Below are 16,718 nucleotides of genomic sequence, written 5' to 3'. Positions count from 1 at the left end.
GTACAACCTGACATGCAGCGCTCTTTGCAGCATCAAGGATTAATCACCGATTCAGCAGAAGCTTTTTTTCTATAAATACAACCATCTGGTACATTGCTGTGGCGACAATCGCGATGATAAACAGGCTGGACAAAACCAGCGTAAAATTGAATACCTGAAAACCATACATGATCAGATATCCCAGCCCGGATTTGGCCACAAGAAACTCTCCGACGATCACTCCGACCCAAGCCATGCCTACATTGACTTTCAAAGTAGATACAATTGCAGGAAACGAAGCCGGAAGAATGACCGACCTAAATATTTGAGCTTTGTTTCCTCCGAAGGTTCTGATCACTTTAACATAATTAGGATCTACCTCCGAGAAACTGTTATAGACCACTAATGTCGTTACTATGACGGTAATCGACAAGGTTGTAGCAACAATGGCCGTAAATCCCCCGCCGAACATGACAATGAATATTGGACCCAGCGCCACCTTAGGCATACTGTTAAACACAACCATGAACGGATCCAGCACTTTGGATAAAAAAGGTAACCACCATATGAGGACTGCAAGCAGCGTTCCCGTCAGCGTTCCCATCAAGAACCCAACCGCGGTTTCCCCCACAGTGACTCCGATATGTTTCCACAGTTCCGAGGTGAACAGCTGATCACCGAGATAGGCAAATATTTTGGTGGGATAACTAAACAGGAGCACATCAATCCATCTCAATCTGCCAGCAAGTTCCCATACCGCAAAAAAAAGGAACAGCAGCATACACTGAACCAGCAGTACAAGCCTGCTATGTTTCCGCTTCTCTTTCAGATGAATAGCGTAGATGTTCTGAAGCCATAGAGATTGCTGATTATCGTGGATCTCCTCTTGCTGTCCCGGCTTAGCCATCATTCTCACTCCTTCCCGCCAATGATTTCCATTTCCTTCCATATTTTGCGGAAGAGTTCATTGAACCCCGCCTCTTCTCGGGCAAAAAAGGGCTGTGCAGCCCGAATGCGGTCCGGCACTTCGAAAACCTGATGGATCCGGCCAGGATTTCGATCCAGCAGGACTACGCGGTCACTCATTGCAATGGCCTCCGACAGATCATGGGTAACAAGGACCGCCGTTTTATGACGATCTTTCAATGTTTTGACGATCAAGTCTTCCAGTTGAAGCTTGGTCTGATAATCCAGTGCCGAAAAAGGTTCGTCCAGCAGCAATAGCGATGGATCCGGTGCGAGTGTTCGGACAAGTGCTGCCCGCTGCCGCATCCCTCCTGACAGCTGATGAGGGTACAGGCTTCCGCTGTCTCCCAGACCCATTTCCTCCAGCAGGTCACGGGCAAACTTGCGGGATTCAGCATGAAGGCGGCCTGTTAATTCCAGGCCAATCCATGCATTATTCATAATGGTCAGCCAAGGGAACAAATAATCCTGCTGCAGCATATAACCGACCTCGGGACTAGGTCCTTTTACGGTTTGACCATGAACCTTGACCGTTCCCTTGGCCGGTTTCAGCAATCCCGCGATCATGGATAAAATCGTCGTCTTCCCGCACCCGCTCGGTCCAACCAGACTAATGAACTCCCCCGGGTGGACCTGAAGTTGAATCCCTTCAACGGCAAGGGAGGCCCCCCGGTCAGTAACATATACATGTGCAATCTCCTGCAGATCCACAGCGGGTATCATTCTGATGACTCCTTTCCAAGCATGAGTATATTTCTTCATACTATTTCTTTTGCGTGGCTGCATCGGCAAAAGAATTGTCCACGATGGTATCCGGGGCTATCCGTTCTTTCAGTTCTCCAGCCTGATCCATCACATTCAGCAGGTTATTCCACTCCCCATCATCCAGGATCGGATCGGCCGCATAAGTGCCTTGGTCTTGATATCGTTTGACAGAAGAAATGATAATGTCACGATCCGTATCCTTAAAATAAGGAAGGATAGCATCTGCAATTTCCTCTGCTGTATGTGAACCGACCCACTGCTGTGCTTTATAGAGCGCGTTCGTAAACTTCTGCACGGTATCTTTGTTCTTCCCCATATAGCTTTGTTTTGCCATAAAGACCGTGTATGGCAGATGTCCGCTTTCCACACCGAAAGAGGCCACCACTTTGCCTTTGCCTTCTCTTTCGAAAATGGAAGCCTGCGGTTCAAACAGTTGAACATATTCCCCGGTACCAGATGCAAACGCAGAGGCAATATTCGCAAAATCAATATTTTGGATCAGATCTAAGTCCTGCTGCGGATCAATTCCCTTGCTTCTAAGCGTAAATTCTCCTGCCATCTGCGGCATACCGCCTTTACGCTGACCAAGAAACACACTTCCTTTCAGCATATCCCAGTTAAACTCCTTTTCCTGGTCCCTGGCCATCAGAAATGTACCGTCCGTTTGCGTCAGCTGAGCAAAATTGATAACAGGGTCCTCTGCCCCCTGCTGATACACATAAATCGAGGTCTCCGAGCCTACCAGCGCAATGTCTATACCTCCAGACAACAGTGCAGTCATCGTTTTATCCCCGCCAAATGTAGTCTGCAGCTCTACGTCCAGACCTTCTTCTTTGAAAAATCCTTTTTCAATTGCAACATACTGGGGTGCGTAGAATACAGAACGGGTAACCTCGCCCACCTTGACTTTGCTTTCTGATCCTTTGCCGGCACAGCCGGACATCACCAGTCCGAATATCATCAGAATGGATAAGACCAGAACAGATCCTTTTTTGTACATCGTAACCCCTCCATCCTGTAAAACTTATGTTTCCTAGATCATATGCGTATCCAGCAGGAATGGTTAAAAGCCCTCGCAAAAAAAGACCCCCTCAAGCCGCAAGTTCTTTTTTGCGGCTCAAAGCAGTCTTTAACGAGCATCTCTTCTATGACAATTGATAGATTTCCTTATACTTATTCTCCAGATATTCAGCCAGGTAATCCGGATTTAGGGGTTCTCCCGTCACCCGGAGTATGATCTCTGCCGGTGTTTCGCTTTTCCCGTAACGGTATACCTTATCGGTCAGCCATTTTTTAATCGGAATCAGATTGCCATCCTCAATCAGCGCATCCATATCTGGAATTTCGCTGCGCATCGTATTCATGAACTGTGCGGCATACATATTCCCGAGGGAATATGAAGCGAAATAACCGAAGTCTCCACCGGACCAATGCACATCCTGCAGGACACCCAAGCTGTCATTTGGCGGCATAATGCCAAGGTACTCCTTATATTTTTCATTCCATACTTCCGGAAGATCCTTCACTTCAAGGCCCTCGTTAAACAGCATTTTCTCCATCTCATAGCGGATGATAATGTGCAGATTATATGTCAATTCATCGGCTTCAATCCGGATTAGAGAGTTCTCAACCCTGTTGACTGCAAGGTAGAAAGAATGCTCATCGACCTGTGCAAACTGTTCCGGAAAATGCTGCTGAAGATCCCGGAAATAACGTTTCCAGAAGGACCGGCTGCGGCCGATCATATTCTCCCATAAACGGGACTGCGATTCATGGATACCCATTGACGTACCGCCAGCAAGCGGTGTTCGTTCCAGTTCTTTTGCAACATTTTGTTCATACAAGGCATGACCGCCTTCATGTAAAGAGCTGAATACCGCACTGGTCACTTCATCCTGTAAATAATGAGTTGTAATGCGGACATCTCCAGTGTTCAGCCCGGTCGCAAATGGATGCACGCTTTCATCCAGCCGGCCGGCTTCAAAGTCATACCCCATCTGCTCCAATATAAAGAGCCCGAATTTCTCTTGCTGTGACTTGTCAAACAGCTGATTCAGAAATCCGCTTTCCGGCTTGTGCGAAGATTCCTCAATTTTCTGAGCAAGCGGCACGAGGCGTGCCCGAAGACGATCGAACACCTGATCCAGCTCTTTTACGGTCATGTCCGGCTCATACATATCCAGGAGGGTATCATAACGTGTATCCTTGACCCCCCAATAATCAATAAACTCCTGTTTAAAGGCGACAATTGCGGTCAGAAATGGCTCGAAACCGGTAAAGTCATTATCTTTCTTGGCGTCTTCCCACATCGATTCCGATTTGGCTGCCAGTACGGTATATTCCTGAAACCGTTCTGCAGGAACCGACTGATTAAGCTCATATTGCTTGCGTGCTTCATGCACCATTCGACGGTCGAGATCACTTAATAATTCTTGCAGCTCGGGTTTTGAAAGCTCGTCTAGCAGCTTTCCCATTTCCGGCGATGTCTGAAGCTTAAACGCTTCGGTAGAAAGCATGCCCAGGGTTTCCGATCGGGTATCCATCCCTTTTTTCGGGGCACCGGTCCGTAGATCCCAGGATAGCAGGTTTACTGCTTCTTCATAGCCCGATATTTTCCGGTTCAATTCCTGAAAACGTTCCCAATGGTCTGTCATTGATGTTTCCATATGTTGAATTCACCTGCACTTTAACATGAATTTGGTTGACACACTTGATGATACTTATATCCGCGTTTATAATCAACTTTTAAGCAGGGATATAAAGATATACATATTATAGAGGAGTGTGATGACAGCTATGATGATCCAACTGACCCCTGCAGCGGAACAGAAATTAAAGGACAAAATCGGGTCTCAGCCAGGCAGCATCCGGCTTATCAATGACTCCGAAGGCTGCGGCTGTGTTATGAGCGCGGTTCCGGGACTGAGGGTCATTCAGCATCCCGAGGAGGATGATTTTAAGCTGGAAAGCGACGGCTCCATCTCATTTTATATGAGCCGCAGACACGAAGTTTTTTTTGAAGAAGCTTTGAAACTGGACGTTAATCCTGTTGGTCATACTTTTCGATTATCCAGCCAAAGTCAAACCTACAGCACCAATGTTCAGACCGTAGATAGCCGTTCCTGAATCTGCGGCTGCATGTTTTAACAGCAAACATCTACCATATATAAGGAGGCACACCCCCATTATGTCTACTCATCTTAGCGAAATTTTAGATCATAACCGTCAGTTCGTTCAGGACAAGCAATACCAAGCGTATGAAACAAGTCCGTATCCGGACAAAAAGATTATCATTGTTACTTGTATGGATACCCGTCTGGTTGAACTGCTGCCGAAAGCCATGAACTTTAAAAATGGTGATGTGAAAGTGGTCAAGACTGCCGGTGCCATCGTCTCCAACCCTTTCGGAAGTGCAATGCGGTCCATCATCGTTGCGCTTTACGAGCTGAATGTGGACGAAGTGATTGTCGTAGGACATCATGAATGCGGTATGGCATCCTTGAATGCTGACCGCATCATCGGCTCGATGAAGGAACGCGGCGTTTCCGATGAAGTGCTGACCACGCTCGATCACTCCGGAATCAAGCTGTCCAAGTGGCTGAGAGGTTTTGATAATGTAACTTCAGCCGTTGAGAACACGGTGGGTCTAATAAAGAACCATCCGCTGATTCCGAAGACTACACCAGTTCACGGCATGGTTATCCATCCGGCCACCGGGGCGCTGGACCTTGTTGTAGACGGCTATTCAGTCAATTAATCATTCATTTAGAAAGCATGAACCTGCCCGGGTTCATGCTTTTTTTACGTTGAATTTGCACAGAGTTGCTAAACCATACAGTTTCAGTGTACACTTTTATTAAGCGAACCCGAAAAGCAGGCTTAGCCTGACTTTTTGGTACCGATAAAGTTTCAAAAGGGGTCATGCACATGAACACGTTGTCATACGGCCTGCTTGGATTGCTCGCCCGAAGAGAGTCTTCCGGTTATGAGCTGATGCTTCGGATCCAGCCATTTTGGCAGGCAAAACACAGTCAGATTTATCCCCTGCTTTCCAGGATGGAGGAGAAAGCGCTGCTCAGCTCATATTGGGTTCAGCAAAGTGACAAGCCCGATAAAAAGATTTATGCCATCACCGAAGCCGGCATGGATAAACTGCGGGAATGGATGCACCAGCCCATTGCTCCATCTGTCAACAAAGATGAGCTTTCACTTCGCACCTTTTCCCTGTGGTTGAGCGAAATTGGTGTTTCCGTCGATATTTATGAGGAACGCCGGGCTTTATACGTTGAGAAAAAGCGATACTATGAAAGCATTCTGGACGGGATTCCCAAGCAAAAGTGCGAGTTCGGAAACAAAGAATTCAGCAGCTACATTTTGGCGACCAAAGCGTTAATGATGGCTGAAACGGAACTGAAGTGGTGCGATTGGGTACTGGATCTTCTCGGTCAGCACAGCATGGCAGCAGCCGGCGAATCGTGATTTGATATTTTTGAAACTTGACGGGAGTTCGTCCGTATTACTGGTTATGACTTAAAATCATTCTTTTTGGGAGGTTCAACAGAACACGATGAAAAAATTATTGGCTATCTTTGTAGTGCTTACCATGTTCCTGGTAACCATTGCCCCGGATTCCGTTGATGCAAGAAGAGGCGGCGGATTCAGCTCAGGTAAGAAGAGCTTCCAGTCGACACCTAAGAAAGCAGACAACAATGTTCAGAAATCGAGCAACAATTCCAATAACTCCGGCGCTGCTGGTGCAAACCAAAACCGTGGATTTTTCAGCGGCGGTGGTTTGATGAAGGGTATGATGATCGGTGGTCTGGCAGGTCTGTTATTCGGCAGCATGTTTGCCGGCATGGGCTTTATGGGCGAAATCATGGGACTATTAATTAACCTGATTGCCATCTGGGCATTGATTATGATTGGCATGGCCGCGTATCGAGCCTTTAAAAACCGTCGCCGTGATGTGGAAACTGACCGCAGAAACGGAAACGGACGGTACTAATCCATGATTTTAAGTATGGATGAGATCATCAACGCCATTTGCCTTCATCAGGCAGAACGCAAAGGCGTGAAGCCTACAGACGTTACAGTTGAGCTCAGTTGGGATGAAGATACCGGCTATACCGCTGAGGTCTGGGTTCACAGCCGAAGCCAGTATCTGATTGAATCAAATATCATGGAAGCCGTTCTGCGCTACCTCCATTCGGAATATAATATCCGGGCTTACCGTGAGCAGGTAAGACTGGAGCTTGAAGACGAAATTATTGCTGTGGTTCAACAGTAAGCTCAACAAGCATGAAAGGCTGCCTCATCAGCGGATTGTTTTTGCTGAAGCGGGGCAGCCTTTTTTAATGAGTATAATAATGTATATTCAATTTTGTGGATCAGGCGCGCAGGGATTGGGTAATGAAAGTAGAATTCAAACTAGAGTACACTGAACATAACGAAGGAGGAATTCACGATGCCAACTATTCAAATCGAAGGCAGAGATCCCATTGAGGTAGCTGAGGGGACAAAGCTTGTGCTTGCCCTGGAGGATCATGGTGTTGATGTGCTTCATCGCTGCGGAGGTAATGCCCGCTGTACAACCTGTGCTGTTGAAATTGTTTCCGGCGAGGCACTGATGAGTGAAACAGAGGCAGAAGCACGCAGAAATAAGGGCATCGACAATGACGCAGTCCGTCTCTCTTGTCAGGTTAAAGTGCAGAATGACCTGCATGTGAAATTGATCAAAACGGCATCATCCACTGGATTGGACCCGGGTCCGCGTCCTCAGGACTAGATGTTGATGGTCTCCTACTTATGAATTGATTGACCCCCTACAGCCGGCTGTGCTTACTTTGAAGCGCGCAGCCGGCTGTTTGTGTCCTGTTTAGAGATGACATGTATACTCTTAAATATGCGCAGAAAAATAGTTCTTTGGATGCTTAAACAAATATCACAAACAAGATAATCTTTAAACCAGAGAGAACATTCGTACTGAATTATACACCGGAATCCATTATTTGTATAAAAGGAGCGATAAGATGGGCATTATTCCTTACCTGAATTTCAAAGGAAACAGCCGGCAAGCGATTGAGTTTTACACCGAGGTTTTCAATTTGGAGACGCCTCAGATCATGACGTTTGGCGCACTGCCGCCTAATCCGGAACATCCGATCCCGGAGGAAGCCAGTGAATGGGTCATGCATGCGATGATTACGATCAAGAAAAGCCCTATTATGTTTTCGGACGTGCTGCCTCATATGCCGTTTAATATGGGGAATAACTTCAGCCTAATGGTACACAGCGATGATGAAGCAGAGATTAGAACCTGGTTCAACCGTCTCCAGGAGGGCGGAACCGTCAATATGGACCTTCATGAAACATTTTGGAGCAAGCTGTACGGCAGTGTCACAGACAAGTTCGGTATTGAATGGCAGGTCAATCTGGATAATCGGCAGCCGTAATTTGTAATTGGTGTATGGAAGCTGCCTTGTTTGCATAATGTGCTTCCTGCACCGTTTTTATATCTCTGAAGAAACAAAAAAACCACTTTTTCAAGTGGCCTGACTTCTACTTACATAAAATTATTCTTTAACTTCTTCTTTAACTTCAACCTTGAAGACGTTATCCAGCTTGCTGTTGGTACCGCCAATTCTTTTTTTCAAAGGAACTTTAATGTCCCGGCCCAATTCCTTAAAGAAAACTTCAACATCACAATTGGCATGATCCACAATGACCTTGACTGTGCCCGCTTCTTTAATATTGTTGTTATCTTCAACCGGTACAGTCGTATTAATATCATAATTTTTGGTCAGTGTTTTGATATACCTCGTGAAAATTTCAATAATTTCGCTGTTGTCAAAAAGATTGATGGCTGCCTGACCTTTGTTAGTGAAATTCAGTTGTACGATCAAAATGTTGTTTCCTCCCTTCAAGGTAAAGAATAAAAAACACATGTAAAAAGATCCATTAAAAAATGAGACTCTTTCAACATGTGAATTTCGTTTCAAATTCTATTAAGTTAAGCATACCATACACTTAGCTATGTTACAAGCAAAACTCACCATTCACAGCCGCTGCATACTGCCAATTACAGCTTTAAGTATCGCTCCTCGATCATATTTATGTGGTACTTCTCATGTCCGGCAATAATGAAGGCCAGTGCTTGTACAGACATCACCTGGTCCCCGGCATAACCATTTCGGCTCCACGCTTCTTCTGGCAGACCTTGCAAAAGCTGAATCGTCGATTGTCTGACCGCAGCGTATTCTTCAATCAAACTTGCTGCACTCCTTTCAATATAACGGGCATTTTGTACGGACAGCTCTCGATCTCCGCCAGAGAGCGGTGTCATATCTCCTCTGGCAAAACGATACAGCCAGTAGCTCAGCAGACGCTCATGGTCCATGATATGGCCGAACACTTCCTTAACAGCCCATTTACCTTCTGCATATCGATGTAATAACTGATCCTCTGTGAGCCCTTTGAACAGTGCTGACGTTTGTTCAAGCTGTTGTTTCAATGCATGTACAATATCCGAATCAGTGATCAACTCAACATATTTTTCAAAATATTCGGGATAGTCTTTCTTCTCCAGTTTATTTAACATACCACCGCCTCCTTCTCTTTACATATTACACTCTATACATGTCAGCGAAGCTGTACAATATGCAAAATGGCACGAATCACCCGATTCGCGCCGCTGCAAGAGACTAATATAAATGAAATTCTTTTTTGATGCTGCTGAAATTCTGGCTTTCTTGACGGAACATTTCCAGTAACTCATCCACTGGCAAATTAGTCGTTCGATAAATGGAATCTCCTCCAAGCAGATCGATAAATGGACGCCCGTTTTCTTTATACGGGGGGAGAAAATGAAACTCATCATACTGCTCCTTAATCGTAAACAGCAGCCTCACACCGGTTTCAAACGGCTTCAGGCTTCTGACATCTGTGATATGAAGCTGAACCCCACGACACTGCTCATTTTGGAACTTGGAAAAGGAAGGTTTAAAGTATATCGGCCTGAAAATCACACCTGGAAGCTGTAATCTGTTCATTTCATCTGCCAAGTTTTCCGCATGTATAAACGGGGCACCGATCATTTCAAACGGAGCTGTGGTCCCTCGGCCTTCTGACAGGTTCGTTCCTTCAAACAAGCAGGTTCCCGGATAGATCAACGAGGATTCAAATCGCGGCAGTCCAAGTGAAGGCATGACCCACAGTCTTCCGGTTTCCGGGAACAGCATATTGCGGTCCCAACCTTCGCAAGGAATGACATGAAGCTGTGCACCCCACTGCATTTGAGTATTAACCATGTCAGCCACCTCACCTGCTGTCAGACCATAACGCACCGCCAGCGGATAGTTGCCGACAAAGGATTGAAAACCTTCTTTGAGGATATTACCTTCTATCGTCACGCCATTCAGCGGATTAATCCGATCCAGAACGACAAACTCCTTGCCTGCTTTGGCACAATCCTCAAGTGCATACAACATGGTATAGATAAAGGTATAATATCGAGCACCCACATCCTGAATATCATAGACTACCATATCGACTTCATCCAGCATTTCAGCTGTCAGTCGCTTGGAATCTTTACGATAAAGGCTGTATACAGGCACCCCAGTAATGGGATCCTTATACGTGTCCACCATGGCACCTGCAGCCAGATCTCCCCTTACGCCATGTTCCGGAGAGAATAATGCGCTCAGTGTAAAAGATTCATGCAGAATCTGTATCGTGGATTTAAAATCATGTGACAAGCCAGTGGGTGACGTGATTAACCCCAGACGTTTTCCTCTAAATAGGCCGGCATATTCATCAATACGATCGATTCCATTTTTAATCATAGCGCTTACAACTCACTTTGACGCAGCGTCATCGTTTCAGCCGGTATCATGAATGTTTCTGCATATTCTTTTCTCGCTTCGATGCCGCGTACCCTGGCCAAGTGCTTGTAGTACTCCAGATAAGGAAATGACTTGCTGCCAGTTACAAACCAGTGTGTGGACAGCGCTTTGATCCAAAGATCAAAAGCCTCTTGTGAAAAGTCTACATATGCGTATGGCTGATATTCTACTGCATCTTCCCAGTTCTCTGCATAATACAGTTTGGAAGCAAAGAATGATGGAAGCTCACGCTCGAAGGATGAAAGACCTGCATAAAACCGTGCATCATTGACAATACGATGTGTGGTCATGTGATCTTTGTGCATACTGTTTTTCCAGTGTGTAATGATAATATTGGGACGAACCCGTCTGATGACATCGCAAACGTTCCAGCGGTTATCCTCGTCATCTTTTAATTCGCCGTCCGGCGTATCAAATACGATGGCTTCTCCACCAAGCATCTCAGCAAAGGTATGCGCTTCACGAACTTTCTGTTCTCTGTAATCCGCCATATCCTGACCTGCCGGAACACCTCGTTCTCCCGCCGTCAATGCCAGTGTAACGATATGATCCCCCTTAAGAGAATGACTAGCAAGTACTCCCCCAGCCGTCAATTCTGCATCACCTACATGCCCGCCAATTGCTAAAATTGTTAACTTCGAATCACTCATCAGAAAACTCCTTTCGCATCGTTGAGAACGTTTTTACATGCTGGAAACCCGCCTTCTTGTAAATGCGCAGTGCAGGATTGTTACTTCCTGTAAACAAGGACATATACTCGGTACCCATATCTTTAAATGCTTCACACAGCTTAAAAAATAAAATACTGCCAAGCCCGTGACCTTCGTGTTCTTCCATTACGCCGATCCCGGCAAAGTATCCACGCCCATTCTCCTGTCGAATGACCGGGCCCGCAAATCCAATACATTGTCCATCGTAAATGGCTGCAACAAAAGAAGTTCCGTTTGCGGCAGATGCTGTGATTTCCTGATCCCATAAAGGATTATTAAAAGCGGAAAGCATCTCAGATATTCCATCATGACGTTCCTTATCAAACAATTCTACAACATACCCATTCTCACGTGCGGCTTGTTCTTTCGTCAGCATGACGTCTGGATAATCAAATGAGTCCAGGTTCAAATACATCGCACACTGCTCAGCACGTTCAATATATCCATACATGAGCAATATAGCGTATAATCTGCTCTCTACCGGTATTCCTGGTGCGTTGTTATGTTCATGATGAGGTGTGCCTGGAATATACCATGGCAGCTTCATCGGGTTGAAAAACAGACAATCCATCTGCTTTTTCCCTGAAATTTTCAACTGACTTTCCAAGGCCTCAAGCAAGATCAAGAAGTATTGATCCTCTTGTATGCTTGAATCCAGAATCAATGCGGTCAAGTAACCTGCCCTGTCTCCTAAAGGCAGATCTTCACCTGTACACCCACAAATAAATCCTTTGACTACATCTCGATCCAGAAGAACATAGGCTAGATTTTCTTTGAAATAAGGACTGCCCGTAATGATTTGCTGAAAACTTTGCTCGGTCCACTCTTTATAACCGTCCTTGGTCGCTTCCCGGTTCCACAGTTCGATGACTCCGCTGGTATACCGCTCTTCCCAGGACCTCAGCATATGGATCCAACTCCTTTTCCATCAGCCCGTACATTTATGTATCTATATAATGTTAAATTATAATCAAGAGTTATATTCCAACCTGTGCTGCCATGAAAGCCCGAATCTTTCATGAGCTCGGCTGGTTAAACGTATTTATCCTTTTACAGCACCTACAGTAACACCTTCAAGGAAATATTTCTGCAGGCTGAAAAACAAGATGAACATTGGCAGTGCGGAAATGGTGGCCCCCGCCATCATTGGCGCAAAATAAGTCGTGTTGGCAAAACGGAAATTCTTCAATCCAACCTGAATGGTCTGCATATCCATTGTATTGGTTACAAGGAATGGCCAGAAGAATGTGTTCCAGCTTTCCATAAAAGTCAGGATCGCCATGACAGCCAGCACGGTTTTTGACAATGGAAGAATAATTTTGAAGTAAATCTGGAACTGATTACAGCCCTCGATTTTAGCGCATTCCAGAATTTCGTTCGGAATACTGCCCATAAATTGTTTGGCAAGGAAGATATTATATACCGTTACCAAGCCAGGTACGATCATAGCGGTATATGTGTTCTGAATTTCAAATGTATTGACAATCAGAATATAGAGCGGCACCTGTGTCACCTGATACGGAATCATCATGGATACAAGCAGCACGGAGAACAGAACGGCTCTGCCTTTAAATCTGATTTTTGAAAAAGCATACCCTGCCAGACTCGCAAAAAATACGTTGGAAATCATGACGGATGCAGCCACAATCAGCGAGTTCAAAAGCCAGCGTATGGAATGGTCGCTGTAGTTGAAGAAAAACTTATAAGATTCAAATGATATTTTAGAAGGAAACAGGGAGTAGCTCATTGCCCCGGCTTCTACGGGATCCCCGAAAGAGGAAATCAACATGAAGTAAATTGGAAACAGCGTAGCCAAAGCGAATAAAATCAGAACAACCATAATGATTGCATTACGTGTCCGGTTTACTACCGGCTTGCCTGTGTGCGTGTTATACAGCGCCATATCGGTGGCCTCCTATCCTTAATATTCCACTTCTTTGCCTAAATATTTGAATTGAATAAAGGAAATAAGCGCAATAATGAAGGCCAGTACGAGAGACTGAGCTGCAGCTTCACCGAATTCAAAATATTTAAAAGCGTTGTTGAAAATCAGCAGTCCTACCATCGTGGTAGCATTGTCTGGACCGCCGCCTGTCATCAGGTATGCGTTTTGGAACACCTGGAAAGAGCCGATAACACCTGTTACTAAAAGAAAAAGCGTCGTTGGTTTCAGGCACGGAATTACGATATACCAAACCTTCTTGATAAATGAAGCACCATCCAATTCTGCCGCTTCATAATAGCTTTCATCAATGCCGAGCAATGCTGCCAGGTAGATAATAATGCTGGTACCATGACTGGACAGCCATGCCATCAGTACGAGTGAGAACATGGCCGTGGAACTGGATCCAAGCCAGTTGGTGTTGCTCATGCCGAATACGGAAAGCATACGATTCAAAATACCTGATGCCATGGGATCGTAGATCCACAGCCACACCACGGACAAAGCTACACCCGAAGCGACTGCAGGAAGGTAATAGACAGCTTTGAATATATTTTGCAGCTTTTTTCGCAGCGGTATAATCAAGATGGCTACAGCAAATGACAGAAATAATGCAACAGGTACAGTAAGTATGGTGTAAATAATCGTGTTGTACACCGATTTCCAGAACAATTTGTCATTAAAAGAAGCAATATAATTCTCTAATCCAACGTATTCGGAACCAAGCGGCTTATACTGCTGAAAACTGATAATAAACGCACTTACGACGGGGTAAGCAGTAAACATCGCGAACACAACCAGGGCAACGGCAATGAATGCATAGCCATACCCGCTGTCTCCTTTAATGCGGCGTCTTTTGGTCTGTTTGGCGATTTGGGCCATCGTACAAAACTCCTTTCACAGCTTTCGTTCAAAAAGCATGGAGCGGACAGCAGCGCTTAATGTACACGCGGCTGTCCGGCACTGCATGCTACTCTGTTACAACGCCATCTTCACCAAAAGTTTGAACGGCTGCAGATTTTACTTCTTCATACATTTCTTCTGGGGTAATCTCGCCTGCAATGAGCGCCTGCAATTTAGGAATGATGACTTCATCTTCCAGTTTGATCGCTTTAGCACCCAATTCAGTCGGGATGTCTGGACGTGCTGGGGAAGCTTGCTTCAACAGGGTTTCAACAGCTTCGACGTTATCCGGATTACGGTCGATTGTCATTTCTTTCGCAGCTTCTCTGCCGCTGTCTGTAATATGAGCTGCAAACAAGTCATTGTTCGTAGTTGCGGCAACTTTACCGCTGGAAAGGAAATACGCAGCTTTTACAACATTCTCTTTATGTTCTTCGGTTGGTTCCTTTTTACCGCGGAATGTAACATATCCGTCAACGGCAACGCTTGCTTGCTGCTTCTCACCTGCAAAAGTTGGCACTGGGAGCACGATGTACTCGACAGGAATACTGCCTTGAACGGCACTGCCGTCATTCGCTTCCAGCTTCTCATTGTTTTTCTTAGCCGAATTTTCGAACGTAGCAAGACCTTTACCTGTAATCATCGTTTGGCCAGTCAGGAACATGTTCCAGCGTTTACCTGCATCCACGGAACTGAGTTCTTTCGGCATGGAGCCGTCGTCGATCATTTGACGGATTGCTTTCAAAACTTCAAGAAAGTTAGAGCTGGTATAAGCAAATTTATGGTCTGTGGTGAATGGAGAAGGCATGCCCGCATTTTTAACGAGAATCGTCAGGTAGTCACGGGAAGTTACGCCAGAAGTAGCAAATACAAAACCGTAACGGCTGGTTGTGTCGCCTTCTTTCACTACACCTTTCTTAATCGCTTCACGGAACTCATCGTATGTCCAGCCTTCTTGCTGTACCTTCTTGTAGTCAATACCGGCTTCTTCGAGGAATTCCTTGTTACCACCGATGCCGTGAACTTCCATGTAGCCCGGGAATCCGTACAAAGACTCACCCTGCTTCATGTACTCCAGCGGAGCTTCGTCGAAGTCATCCTTCATTTCTTGAGTAGCAATATCATCAATACTCATAACCATGCCTTGTTCAACATACTTAGCAATACTTCCCGAAGGGATAAATGCGATGTCAGGCGGACTGCCTGCATTAACCTGGGTGTCCAGTTTCTGAGTCATATCCTCCCAGCTCGCCGGTTCGATCTTAAGCGTCAGGTTCGGATACAGCGCATTGAAATCTTTCTCCATTTGAGCGAAATTATCCTGGAATCCGGCTGATACCGGTGGAAGCAATGCGGTTATGGTATCTTTTGCTTCAGCTGTTTGACCGCTTCCTCCTGTTGTGCCCCCTGTTCCTTCTTCAGCACTGCCGCCTCCGCTGCAAGCCGTGATCGAAGTTAAAGCAAAAGTTAAAGCAAAAACGGATGCCCAAGTACGCATTCTCTTTTTCATAATTACAGACCTCCCCAGGTTATATGAAACTATTTCACACCACTGTCTTATGACTTTGGATCGCCTTCTTAAGGCGTCCTTCGTTTTGCTTAAGCATGTCTTCAGCCTGAGTTTGATCCAGACCGGTCTTGATCATCATAATCGCCAGCTTACAATTCATGGAAGCGCTTTCCAGATATCTTGTTGCCGTAGCATCATCGACCCCTGTTGCTGTCTTGATAATGCGTACAGAACGATCATACAGTTTGATATTGCTGGCTTTAAGATCCACCATTAAATTGTTGTAGGTTTTCCCCAGCTTTACCATGGTGCATGTAGTAAGCATGTTCAGTACCAATTTTTGAGCCGTTCCCGCTTTAAGACGGGTTGAACCTGTAATGACTTCCGGTCCTACAATTGGAGCGATTAAGATATCGCAAACCGGTTCCAATCTGGAGTTCAGATTGTTGACAACACCAATGGTAGCCGCTCCAATCTGCTGAGCTTTACGAAGAGCGGATATGACATATCTGGCACTACCGCTGGCCGTGATTCCCACAACCGCATCCTTATCGGTGACACCGATTTGCTCGATAAGCGCTATTCCCTCTTCTTCATTGTCTTCAGAGCCTTCTACTGCGAGTCTTAAAGCAATATCGCCACCCGCGATGTAACCTTGGACCATCAAGGGATCGGTTCCAAAAGTCGGCGGGCATTCCGATGCGTCCAGCACACCAATTCTGCCCGAAGATCCGGCACCTATGTAAAACATTCTTCCCCCGTTTTGGAGCACGCGGTGCAAAGTATCCACCGCCTTGACGATGTTCGGAATTTCTGCCGCCACCGCTGCGGGGACCTTGGCATCCTGCTCATTCATCAAAAGCAGCATTTCCTGAGTCGAGCACTCGTCGATCATGTGAGTCTTCTGGTTGATACTCTCGGTTGTTAAACCGGCAAGATACTCATCCATGGTCATCCCCCTCTCTGATGTATTTTCTTTCTAATTGCATCTTATCCTCAAATTGCAGGTTGGTCAATATTTTTTGAAATAAAATTTCTTTATA

The 16,718-nt window shown here is 45.7% G+C and carries 20 protein-coding genes; 7 read left to right on the top strand and 13 right to left on the bottom strand.

Going from position 1 to position 16,718, the window contains the following annotated elements:
* Positions 1–43: 43 nt before the first annotated feature.
* The 4 genes from HII30_RS15045 to HII30_RS15030 form a co-directional block, all read right to left on the bottom strand.
* The gene (locus HII30_RS15045) at positions 44–886 is read right to left on the bottom strand and encodes an ABC transporter permease (RefSeq protein WP_169505861.1); all 843 of its coding nucleotides are present in this window, start codon (positions 884–886) and stop codon (positions 44–46) included.
* A 5-nt stretch (positions 887–891) separates the two neighbouring features.
* Positions 892–1,668 (bottom strand): ABC transporter ATP-binding protein, encoded by a 777-nt coding sequence (locus tag HII30_RS15040; protein ID WP_169505860.1) that lies wholly within the window; start codon positions 1,666–1,668, stop codon positions 892–894.
* A gap of 40 nt (positions 1,669–1,708) precedes the next feature.
* Positions 1,709–2,710 carry an ABC transporter substrate-binding protein gene (locus HII30_RS15035; RefSeq protein WP_169505859.1) on the bottom strand — a complete coding sequence of 334 codons (1,002 nt, stop codon included), beginning with the start codon at positions 2,708–2,710 and terminating at the stop codon, positions 1,709–1,711.
* A gap of 145 nt (positions 2,711–2,855) precedes the next feature.
* The gene (locus HII30_RS15030) at positions 2,856–4,376 is read right to left on the bottom strand and encodes a carboxypeptidase M32 (protein ID WP_169505858.1); all 1,521 of its coding nucleotides are present in this window, start codon (positions 4,374–4,376) and stop codon (positions 2,856–2,858) included.
* 121 nt (positions 4,377–4,497) lie between these two features.
* Here HII30_RS15030 and HII30_RS15025 point away from each other — a divergent pair, with 121 nt between their 5' ends.
* The 7 genes from HII30_RS15025 to HII30_RS14995 all read left to right on the top strand — a co-directional run bounded on the left by HII30_RS15025 (position 4,498) and on the right by HII30_RS14995 (position 8,162).
* Positions 4,498–4,836, top strand: coding sequence for an iron-sulfur cluster biosynthesis family protein (locus HII30_RS15025; RefSeq protein ID WP_246246500.1), 339 nt, complete (start codon positions 4,498–4,500; stop codon positions 4,834–4,836).
* A gap of 61 nt (positions 4,837–4,897) precedes the next feature.
* Positions 4,898–5,467 (top strand): beta-class carbonic anhydrase, encoded by a 570-nt coding sequence (locus tag HII30_RS15020; protein ID WP_169505856.1) that lies wholly within the window; start codon positions 4,898–4,900, stop codon positions 5,465–5,467.
* 170 nt (positions 5,468–5,637) lie between these two features.
* Positions 5,638–6,189, top strand: coding sequence for a PadR family transcriptional regulator (locus HII30_RS15015; RefSeq protein WP_169505855.1), 552 nt, complete (start codon positions 5,638–5,640; stop codon positions 6,187–6,189).
* Positions 6,190–6,277: 88 nt separating this feature from the next.
* Entirely contained in the window at positions 6,278–6,715 is a 438-nt protein-coding gene (locus tag HII30_RS15010; RefSeq protein WP_169505854.1) for a hypothetical protein, read from the top strand.
* A 3-nt stretch (positions 6,716–6,718) separates the two neighbouring features.
* Positions 6,719–6,997 (top strand): YxcD family protein, encoded by a 279-nt coding sequence (locus tag HII30_RS15005; protein ID WP_169505853.1) that lies wholly within the window; start codon positions 6,719–6,721, stop codon positions 6,995–6,997.
* A gap of 177 nt (positions 6,998–7,174) precedes the next feature.
* Positions 7,175–7,495: a 2Fe-2S iron-sulfur cluster-binding protein gene (locus HII30_RS15000; RefSeq protein ID WP_169505852.1), complete on the top strand. Its 321-nt coding sequence runs from the start codon at positions 7,175–7,177 to the stop codon at positions 7,493–7,495.
* A 244-nt stretch (positions 7,496–7,739) separates the two neighbouring features.
* The gene (locus HII30_RS14995) at positions 7,740–8,162 is read left to right on the top strand and encodes a VOC family protein (RefSeq protein ID WP_169505851.1); all 423 of its coding nucleotides are present in this window, start codon (positions 7,740–7,742) and stop codon (positions 8,160–8,162) included.
* Between the two features lie 120 nt (positions 8,163–8,282).
* On the opposite strand, the gene HII30_RS14990 is transcribed toward HII30_RS14995, so the two are convergent.
* The 9 genes from HII30_RS14990 to murQ form a co-directional block, all read right to left on the bottom strand.
* The gene (locus tag HII30_RS14990) at positions 8,283–8,612 is read right to left on the bottom strand and encodes a hypothetical protein (RefSeq protein WP_169505850.1); all 330 of its coding nucleotides are present in this window, start codon (positions 8,610–8,612) and stop codon (positions 8,283–8,285) included.
* 176 nt (positions 8,613–8,788) lie between these two features.
* On the bottom strand, positions 8,789–9,307 hold the full coding sequence (locus HII30_RS14985) for a DinB family protein (RefSeq protein WP_169505849.1): 519 nt from the start codon (positions 9,305–9,307) through the stop codon (positions 8,789–8,791).
* A 103-nt stretch (positions 9,308–9,410) separates the two neighbouring features.
* Positions 9,411–10,550 (bottom strand): exo-beta-N-acetylmuramidase NamZ family protein, encoded by a 1,140-nt coding sequence (locus HII30_RS14980; protein ID WP_169505848.1) that lies wholly within the window; start codon positions 10,548–10,550, stop codon positions 9,411–9,413.
* Positions 10,551–10,555: 5 nt separating this feature from the next.
* Positions 10,556–11,260 carry a PIG-L deacetylase family protein gene (locus HII30_RS14975; protein WP_169505847.1) on the bottom strand — a complete coding sequence of 235 codons (705 nt, stop codon included), beginning with the start codon at positions 11,258–11,260 and terminating at the stop codon, positions 10,556–10,558.
* Positions 11,253–12,227 (bottom strand): GNAT family N-acetyltransferase, encoded by a 975-nt coding sequence (locus tag HII30_RS14970; protein WP_169505846.1) that lies wholly within the window; start codon positions 12,225–12,227, stop codon positions 11,253–11,255. The genes HII30_RS14975 and HII30_RS14970 overlap by 8 nt, the downstream gene beginning before the upstream one ends.
* Before the next feature lie 135 nt (positions 12,228–12,362).
* Positions 12,363–13,223 carry a carbohydrate ABC transporter permease gene (locus HII30_RS14965; protein WP_169505845.1) on the bottom strand — a complete coding sequence of 287 codons (861 nt, stop codon included), beginning with the start codon at positions 13,221–13,223 and terminating at the stop codon, positions 12,363–12,365.
* 18 nt (positions 13,224–13,241) lie between these two features.
* Positions 13,242–14,144 (bottom strand): carbohydrate ABC transporter permease, encoded by a 903-nt coding sequence (locus HII30_RS14960; RefSeq protein ID WP_169505844.1) that lies wholly within the window; start codon positions 14,142–14,144, stop codon positions 13,242–13,244.
* Positions 14,145–14,232: 88 nt separating this feature from the next.
* Positions 14,233–15,675: an ABC transporter substrate-binding protein gene (locus tag HII30_RS14955; protein ID WP_169505843.1), complete on the bottom strand. Its 1,443-nt coding sequence runs from the start codon at positions 15,673–15,675 to the stop codon at positions 14,233–14,235.
* 34 nt (positions 15,676–15,709) lie between these two features.
* Positions 15,710–16,624 carry an N-acetylmuramic acid 6-phosphate etherase gene (gene murQ, locus HII30_RS14950; protein WP_169505842.1) on the bottom strand — a complete coding sequence of 305 codons (915 nt, stop codon included), beginning with the start codon at positions 16,622–16,624 and terminating at the stop codon, positions 15,710–15,712.
* Positions 16,625–16,718 lie beyond the last annotated feature (94 nt).

This window comes from Paenibacillus lemnae, assembly GCF_012933385.1.
Classification (GTDB): Bacteria; Bacillota; Bacilli; order Paenibacillales; family Paenibacillaceae; genus Paenibacillus_AQ; species Paenibacillus_AQ lemnae.
This window is presented reverse-complemented; position numbering and strand designations above follow the sequence as displayed.

Bases quoted from the DNA above. Each gene is read 5' to 3' on its own strand.
- HII30_RS15045 (WP_169505861.1), bottom strand. From the start codon at position 886: ATGGCTAAGCCGGGACAGCAAGAGGAGATCCACGATAATCAGCAATCT.
- HII30_RS15040 (WP_169505860.1), bottom strand. From the start codon at position 1,668: ATGATACCCGCTGTGGATCTGCAGGAGATTGCACATGTATATGTTACT.
- HII30_RS15035 (WP_169505859.1), bottom strand. From the start codon at position 2,710: ATGTACAAAAAAGGATCTGTTCTGGTCTTATCCATTCTGATGATATTC.
- HII30_RS15030 (WP_169505858.1), bottom strand. From the start codon at position 4,376: ATGGAAACATCAATGACAGACCATTGGGAACGTTTTCAGGAATTGAAC.
- HII30_RS15025 (WP_246246500.1), top strand. From the start codon at position 4,498: ATGACAGCTATGATGATCCAACTGACCCCTGCAGCGGAACAGAAATTA.
- HII30_RS15020 (WP_169505856.1), top strand. From the start codon at position 4,898: ATGTCTACTCATCTTAGCGAAATTTTAGATCATAACCGTCAGTTCGTT.
- HII30_RS15015 (WP_169505855.1), top strand. From the start codon at position 5,638: ATGAACACGTTGTCATACGGCCTGCTTGGATTGCTCGCCCGAAGAGAG.
- HII30_RS15010 (WP_169505854.1), top strand. From the start codon at position 6,278: ATGAAAAAATTATTGGCTATCTTTGTAGTGCTTACCATGTTCCTGGTA.
- HII30_RS15005 (WP_169505853.1), top strand. From the start codon at position 6,719: ATGATTTTAAGTATGGATGAGATCATCAACGCCATTTGCCTTCATCAG.
- HII30_RS15000 (WP_169505852.1), top strand. From the start codon at position 7,175: ATGCCAACTATTCAAATCGAAGGCAGAGATCCCATTGAGGTAGCTGAG.
- HII30_RS14995 (WP_169505851.1), top strand. From the start codon at position 7,740: ATGGGCATTATTCCTTACCTGAATTTCAAAGGAAACAGCCGGCAAGCG.
- HII30_RS14985 (WP_169505849.1), bottom strand. From the start codon at position 9,307: ATGTTAAATAAACTGGAGAAGAAAGACTATCCCGAATATTTTGAAAAA.
- HII30_RS14980 (WP_169505848.1), bottom strand. From the start codon at position 10,550: ATGATTAAAAATGGAATCGATCGTATTGATGAATATGCCGGCCTATTT.
- HII30_RS14975 (WP_169505847.1), bottom strand. From the start codon at position 11,260: ATGAGTGATTCGAAGTTAACAATTTTAGCAATTGGCGGGCATGTAGGT.
- HII30_RS14970 (WP_169505846.1), bottom strand. From the start codon at position 12,227: ATGCTGAGGTCCTGGGAAGAGCGGTATACCAGCGGAGTCATCGAACTG.
- HII30_RS14965 (WP_169505845.1), bottom strand. From the start codon at position 13,223: ATGGCGCTGTATAACACGCACACAGGCAAGCCGGTAGTAAACCGGACA.
- HII30_RS14960 (WP_169505844.1), bottom strand. From the start codon at position 14,144: ATGGCCCAAATCGCCAAACAGACCAAAAGACGCCGCATTAAAGGAGAC.
- HII30_RS14955 (WP_169505843.1), bottom strand. From the start codon at position 15,675: ATGAAAAAGAGAATGCGTACTTGGGCATCCGTTTTTGCTTTAACTTTT.
- murQ (WP_169505842.1), bottom strand. From the start codon at position 16,624: ATGGATGAGTATCTTGCCGGTTTAACAACCGAGAGTATCAACCAGAAG.